The organism is Streptomyces sp. IBSBF 3136, from assembly GCF_036815105.1.
GTDB lineage: Bacteria > Actinomycetota > Actinomycetes > Streptomycetales > Streptomycetaceae > Streptomyces.
Map to the genome: position 1 here is coordinate 39,654 of NZ_JAJSZC010000036.1, position 6,437 is coordinate 46,090.

The 6,437-nt window shown below is 71.5% G+C and carries 7 protein-coding genes; all 7 read left to right on the top strand.

Features of this window, described 5'->3' with window-relative positions; all coding sequences use genetic code 11:
* Positions 1-16 precede the first annotated feature (16 nt).
* Positions 17-481, top strand: coding sequence for a Holliday junction resolvase RuvX (gene ruvX / locus V7E45_RS11000; protein ID WP_317442276.1), 465 nt, complete (start codon positions 17-19; stop codon positions 479-481).
* 124 nt (positions 482-605) lie between these two features.
* Positions 606-2,330 (top strand): endolytic transglycosylase MltG, encoded by a 1,725-nt coding sequence (gene mltG, locus V7E45_RS11005; RefSeq protein ID WP_333773915.1) that lies wholly within the window; start codon positions 606-608, stop codon positions 2,328-2,330.
* Complete coding sequence (locus V7E45_RS11010) at positions 2,311-3,150, top strand: shikimate dehydrogenase (RefSeq protein WP_333773916.1); 840 nt, start codon at positions 2,311-2,313, stop codon at positions 3,148-3,150. The genes mltG and V7E45_RS11010 overlap by 20 nt, the downstream gene beginning before the upstream one ends.
* A gap of 164 nt (positions 3,151-3,314) precedes the next feature.
* Positions 3,315-4,499, top strand: coding sequence for a chorismate synthase (aroC, locus tag V7E45_RS11015; protein WP_333773917.1), 1,185 nt, complete (start codon positions 3,315-3,317; stop codon positions 4,497-4,499).
* 32 nt (positions 4,500-4,531) lie between these two features.
* Positions 4,532-5,014 carry a shikimate kinase gene (locus tag V7E45_RS11020; RefSeq protein WP_333773920.1) on the top strand — a complete coding sequence of 161 codons (483 nt, stop codon included), beginning with the start codon at positions 4,532-4,534 and terminating at the stop codon, positions 5,012-5,014.
* Entirely contained in the window at positions 5,011-6,102 is a 1,092-nt protein-coding gene (gene aroB / locus V7E45_RS11025; protein ID WP_333773918.1) for a 3-dehydroquinate synthase, read from the top strand. The genes V7E45_RS11020 and aroB overlap by 4 nt, the downstream gene beginning before the upstream one ends.
* Before the next feature lie 166 nt (positions 6,103-6,268).
* A partial coding sequence (locus V7E45_RS11030; protein ID WP_333773921.1) for a Pro-rich N-terminal domain-containing protein occupies positions 6,269-6,437 on the top strand: 169 nt, incomplete at its 3' end.

The following is a 6,437-nucleotide window of genomic DNA, read 5'->3' on the forward strand; positions in this document are numbered from 1 at the left end:
AAGGAAACGGTCGGACATGCGCAGAGGACGTCGGCTCTCGATCGACGTCGGGGACGCCCGGATCGGGGTCGCCTCGTGCGACCCCGACGGGATCCTCGCCACTCCGGTGGAGACGGTCCCCGGCCGGGACATCCCCGCCGCCCACCGCCGGTTGCGTCAGCTGGTGGAGGAGTACGAACCGATCGAGGTCGTCGTCGGACTCCCTCGCTCCCTCAAGGGGGGCGAGGGGCCGGCCGCGCAGAAGGTCCGCGGCTTCGCCCAGGAGCTCGCCGCCGGCATCGCCCCGGTCCCGGTCCGGCTGGTGGACGAGCGGATGACGACCGTGACGGCCAGTCAGGGGCTGCGTGCCTCGGGGGTGAAATCCAAGAAGGGCCGCGCCGTCATCGACCAGGCCGCCGCCGTCATCATTCTGCAGCAGGCCCTGGAATCCGAACGGGTGTCAGGTAAAGCACCCGGCGAGGGCGTCGAAGTGGTCATCTGATCGCGATACGGTAACGTTCCGCGCGATGCGGCGGTTTTCGAACAGCCGCTGCACAGCAAAGAGGCGGAACGGCAGCCGGTCCACCGGCCGCACCACCGTCGGCCTCGCGGCTCGTAGGGGATCGATGACTGAGTATGGCCGGGGCCCTGGCTCCGAACCGTGGCATCCGGAGGACCCGTTGTACGGGGACGGCGGATGGGAGGGACAGCAGGCCCACGCGGGTCAGCAGTCCTACGGCGGCCAGCCGCAGCAGTACCCGCAGCAGCCGCAGCAGCAGTACGGCGACTGGACGCAGCAGCAGTCCGGGTACGACCAGCAGCAGTACCCGTACTACGACGAACAGGGCCAGCAGCACCAGCAGCATTTCGGCCAGCAGTACGCCGGTCAGGACCAGCACCAGCAGCACGACCAGCAGTACGCGGCGCAAGGTCAGCAGCAGTACCAGCAGGGTGGCTGGGACGCTTCGGGCAGCCACGGCCATGTGCCGTACGCGGCCGACCCCGGCGACCCCTACGGTCAGCAGCCCGCGGCCTACGGCGGGGAGCAGCCCGACTTCTACGGCACCGAGGACGCCTACCCGCCGCCACAGCCGCCCGGCCGCAGGCGGCCCGCGGCCGCGCCGGAACCGGAGGCGGAACCCGAGCCGGGCGCGGACGAGGAGGAGCACGCCTTCTTCGCCGGGGGCGGCGCCGACGACGACGCCGAGGACGAGGCCGAGAGCCGCGTCGGCCGCGGGGAGCGGCGCGGCAAGAAACCCGTCAAGGACAAGAAACGGCGCACCGGCTGTGCCTGCATGGTGGTCGTGCTGGTCTTCGGCGGCGGCCTCGGCGGCGTCGGCTACTTCGGCTACAAGTTCTACCAAAATCGTTTCGCCCCGGCCCCGGACTACGCGGGTGACGGCCTCGACGAGTCCGTGACCGTGCAGATCCCGAGCGGTGCGGGCGGCTTCGAGATCGGCCGCCAGCTGAAGGCGGCCGGAGTGGTCAAGAGTGCCGAGGCGTTCGTCCACGCGCAGGGGCAGAACCCGAAGGGCGACCAGATCCAGGCAGGCGCTTACATCCTGAAGAAGGAGATGTCCGCGGCCAGCGCCGTGACTCTCATGCTCGACCCGCGCAGCCAGAGCAATGTGCTCGTGAAACCGGGCGAGCGCAATGCCGAGGTCTACAAGGCCATCGACAAGCAGCTCGGCGTCGCAAGCGGAACCACCAGGAAGGCCGCCAAGGGGCAGTACAAGGCCCTCGGTCTGCCGGTCTGGGCGCGGAGTGCCACCGGGGTCCAGGACCCGCTGGAGGGCTTCCTCTACCCGGGCACCTATCCGGCCGCCAAGGGCATGAAGCCCGACGCGATCCTGAAGCAGATGATCGGCCAGGCCAAGGAGCGGTACGCGGCCTACGGTCTGACCAAGAAGGCCCGGGCGTTCGGCCTGGACAACGCCTTCCAGCTCGTCACGGTCGCGAGCCTGGTCCAGGCGGAGGGCAAGACCCACGACGACTTCCGCAAGATGGCGGAGGTGGTCTACAACCGCCTCAAGCCCACCAACACCGAGACCAACCAGCTGCTCCAGTTCGACTCGACGTACAACTACCTCAAGGGCACGAGCAACATCCACATCTCCGAACGGGAGATCAACACCAACCGGAACCCGTACAACACCTATACGAACAAGGGACTTCCGCCCGGTCCGATCGGCAATCCCGGCGAGGACGCGCTGAAGGCGGCACTGAATCCGACGCACGACGGCTGGATCTATTTCGTGGCGACCGACGGTACGACGAACACCGAATTCGCCAAGACATACGAAGAATTCAAACAGCTCAAGGACAAATTCAATGCCACCTCGGGCAACTGACGCCCGCCGGGCCGCCGTGCTCGGTTCGCCCATCGCCCACTCGCTCTCCCCGGTGCTGCACCGGGCGGCCTACGACGCGCTCGGACTCACCGACTGGTCGTACGACCGCTTCGAGATCGACGAGGCGGCCCTGCCAGGCTTCCTGGACGGGCTCGGGCCGGAGTGGGCGGGGCTGTCGCTGACCATGCCGCTGAAGCGGGCGGTCATCCCGCTGGTGGACGAGATCAGCGAGACGGCCGCCGCGGTCGACGCGGTGAACACGGTGGTCTTCCAGGAGGACGGCAGCCGCGTCGGCGACAACACCGACATTCCGGGCATGGTGGCCGCCCTGCGCGAGCACGGCATCGAGGAGGTCGGGTCCGCGGCGATCCTGGGCGCCGGCGCCACCGCCTCCTCCGCGCTCGCCGCCCTCGCCCGGGTCTGCACCGGCGAGGTCGTCGCCTACGTCCGCAGCGAGGCCCGCGCCGCCGAGATGCGGCGGTGGGGCGAACGGCTCGAAGTGGACCTCCGTACGGCGGACTGGGCGGACGCGGGCCGGGCCCTGAGCGCCCCCCTGGTGATCGCCACCACCCCCGCCGGCACCACCGACGCGCTCGCCGCCGCCGTGCCCGAGCGCCCCGCCACCCTCTTCGACGTGCTCTACGAGCCCTGGCCCACCGAGCTCGCCGCCCGCTGGTCCATGTTCGGCGGGGCCGTGGTCAGCGGCCTCGACCTGCTGGTCCACCAGGCCGTCCTCCAGGTCGAGCGGATGACCGGACGCTCCCCGGCACCCCTGGACGTCATGCGGCAGGCCGGCGAGAAGGCGCTCGCGGCCCGCTGAACCGCCCGTTCCGTCCCGCCTGCTGGACCGGCGGCCGGGTCCGGGCCGCGGACGTGGGAGGATCGGAGGTGGCGCACCGGAGTCGCGCATCCGGTGGCGCCGTCGCCGTACACCAGAACCGGGGTACGCCGGGCAGTACCGGGCGCGAACACTGAGGAGCACCGTTGAGCAGGCTGCGTTGGCTGACCGCGGGGGAGTCCCACGGTCCCGCACTCGTCGCGACGCTGGAGGGGCTTCCCGCCGGCGTGCCGATCACCACGGAGATGGTGGCGGACCACCTGGCTCGGCGGCGGCTCGGCTACGGCCGCGGTGCCCGGATGAAGTTCGAGCGCGACGAGGTCACCTTCCTGGGCGGTGTGCGGCACGGCCTGACCCTCGGCTCCCCGGTGGCGGTCATGGTCGGCAACACCGAGTGGCCCAAGTGGGAGCAGGTCATGGCGGCCGACCCGGTCGACCGGGAGATCCTGGACGGCCTCGCCCGCAACGCCCCGCTCACCCGGCCCCGCCCCGGGCACGCCGACCTCGCCGGTATGCAGAAGTACGGCTTCGACGAGGCCCGCCCGATCCTGGAGCGCGCCTCCGCCCGTGAGACCGCGGCCCGGGTGGCCCTGGGTGCCGTCGCCCGCTCCTACCTCAAGGAGACGGCCGGCATCGAGATCGTCTCGCACGTCGTGGAGCTGTGCTCCGTGAAGGCCCCGCAGGGCGTGTACCCCACCCCGGCCGACGTCGAGAAGCTGGACGCCGACCCGCTGCGCTGCCTGGATGCGGACACCTCGAAGGCGATGGTCGCCGAGGTCGACCAGGCGCACAAGGACGGCGACACGCTCGGCGGCGTGGTCGAGGTGCTGGCCTACGGCGTGCCGGTCGGCCTCGGCTCGCACGTGCACTGGGACCGCAAGCTGGACGCCCGGCTCGCCGGAGCCCTGATGGGCATCCAGGCGATCAAGGGCGTCGAGATCGGCGACGGCTTCGAGCTGGCCCGGGTGCCCGGTTCCAAGGCGCACGACGAGATCGTCAACACGCCCGAGGGCATCCGGCGCGTCTCCGGCCGCGCCGGCGGCACCGAGGGCGGCCTGAGCACCGGCGAGCTGCTGCGGGTGCGGGCCGCCATGAAGCCGATCGCGACCGTGCCCCGCGCGCTGAAGACCGTCGACGTCACCACCGGCGAGGAGGCCCAGGCCCACCACCAGCGCTCGGACGTCTCCGCGGTACCGGCCGCCGGCATCGTCGCCGAGGCCATGGTGGCGCTCGTCCTCGCGGACGCGGTCGCCGAGAAGTTCGGCGGCGACTCCGTCGCGGAGACCCGGCGCAACGTGCGGTCGTACCTCGACAACCTCCACATCCGGTGACCGCCGTGCCTGCGGTCGTACTGGTCGGTCCGATGGGCGTCGGCAAGTCCACCGTCGGCCGGCTGCTGGCCGAGCGCCTCGGCGTCGGCTACCGCGACACCGACGACGACATCGTCGCCGCCGAGGACCGCGCCATCGCCGACATCTTCGTCGACGAGGGGGAGCCGGCCTTCCGCGCGATCGAGAAGCGCGCGGTGGCCACCGCGCTCGCCGAGCACGAGGGTGTACTCGCGCTCGGCGGCGGCGCCGTCCTCGACGCCGACACGCGCGCCCTGCTCGCCGGGCACCGGGTGGTCTACCTCTCGATGGACGTGGAGGAGGCGGTCCGCCGCACCGGCCTGAACGTTGCCCGGCCGCTGCTCGCGGTCAATCCGCGCAAGCAGTGGCGCGAACTGATGGAGGCCCGGCGCCACCTGTACGAGGAGGTCGCCACCGCCGTCGTGCCGACGGACGGCCGCACCCCCGAAGAGGTCAGCCAACAGGCGCTGGACGCACTGGAGTTGAAGGAAGCATGAGCGAGGAAGTCACCCGGATCCAGGTCGCCGGCAGCGCGGGCACCGACCCGTACGAGGTGCTGGTCGGCCGGCAACTCCTCGGCGAGCTGGCCGGGTTGATCGGGCACCGCGCCAAGCGCGTCGCGGTGGTCCACCCCGAGGCGCTGGCCGATACCGGTGACGCGCTGCGCGCCGACCTGGCCGGCCAGGGCTACGAGGCCGTCGCCATCCAGGTGCCCAACGCCGAGGAGGCCAAGACCGCCGAGGTCGCTGCCTACTGCTGGAAGGCGCTCGGCCAGTCCGGCTTCACCCGTACCGACGTCATCGTCGGCGTCGGCGGCGGCGCCACCACGGACCTCGCCGGGTTCGTGGCCGCCACCTGGCTGCGTGGGGTGCGCTGGATCGCCATCCCGACCACCGTGCTGGCCATGGTGGACGCGGCGGTCGGCGGCAAGACCGGCATCAACACCGCCGAGGGCAAGAACCTGGTGGGCGCCTTCCACCCGCCCGCCGGCGTCCTGTGCGACCTGGCCGCGCTGGACTCGCTGCCGGTCAACGACTACGTCTCCGGTCTCGCGGAGGTCATCAAGGCGGGCTTCATCTCCGACCCGGTCATCCTGGACCTGATCGAGTCCGACCCGGAGGCCGCCCGCACGCCGGCGGGCCCGCACACGGCCGAGCTGATCGAGCGTTCGATCCGGGTGAAGGCGGACGTCGTCTCCTCGGACCTGAAGGAGTCGGGCCTGCGGGAGATCCTGAACTACGGTCACACGCTCGGCCACGCCATCGAGAAGAACGAGCGCTACAAGTGGCGGCACGGCGCCGCGGTCGCGGTCGGCATGCACTTCGCCGCCGAACTGGGCCGCCTCGCGGGCCGGCTGGACGACGCCACCGCGGACCGGCACCGCACCGTCCTGGAGGCCGTCGGGCTGCCGCTGCACTACCGCTACGACCAGTGGCCCAAGCTGCTGGAGACGATGAAGGTCGACAAGAAGTCCCGCGGCGACCTGCTGCGCTTCATCGTGCTGGACGGCCTGGCCAAGCCCACCGTCCTGGAGGGCCCGGACCCCGCCGTCCTGCTCGCCGCCTACGGAGAAGTGGGCCAGTAAAGTACCCCGCTGTTCCTTGCGCCCGATTTCCTTCCCGGGCCGGGCACTTCGGACCGCCCCCGGTCGTTTCACCAAACGACGGCCGGGGGCGGTACCGTTCGGTAGCGAGCGGGCACCGCACCCGCCTGCCAGTACCAGATGTGCGTACGAGACGGAGTGGCAACGGATGCAGCACGCAGTGGGGTCTCCGCTGCCGCCGCCCCACCGGCCGGGGCAGGGACCGCACACCGGCTGGGCGTCGGCCGCACACCACCCAGGAGCCCCGCAGGGTCCCGCACCCGTGCCCCCTCCGCCACCCGGCTACCCGGGCACCGGAGCCGGAACGGGTCCCGTGC

What these genes read in the sequence shown, in the direction of transcription:
- ruvX (WP_317442276.1), top strand. Translation starts at nt 17, where the DNA reads ATGCGCAGAGGACGTCGGCTCTCGATCGACGTCGGGGACGCCCGGATC.
- aroB (WP_333773918.1), top strand. Translation starts at nt 5,011, where the DNA reads ATGAGCGAGGAAGTCACCCGGATCCAGGTCGCCGGCAGCGCGGGCACC.
- mltG (WP_333773915.1), top strand. Translation starts at nt 606, where the DNA reads ATGACTGAGTATGGCCGGGGCCCTGGCTCCGAACCGTGGCATCCGGAG.
- V7E45_RS11020 (WP_333773920.1), top strand. Translation starts at nt 4,532, where the DNA reads ATGGGCGTCGGCAAGTCCACCGTCGGCCGGCTGCTGGCCGAGCGCCTC.
- V7E45_RS11010 (WP_333773916.1), top strand. Translation starts at nt 2,311, where the DNA reads ATGCCACCTCGGGCAACTGACGCCCGCCGGGCCGCCGTGCTCGGTTCG.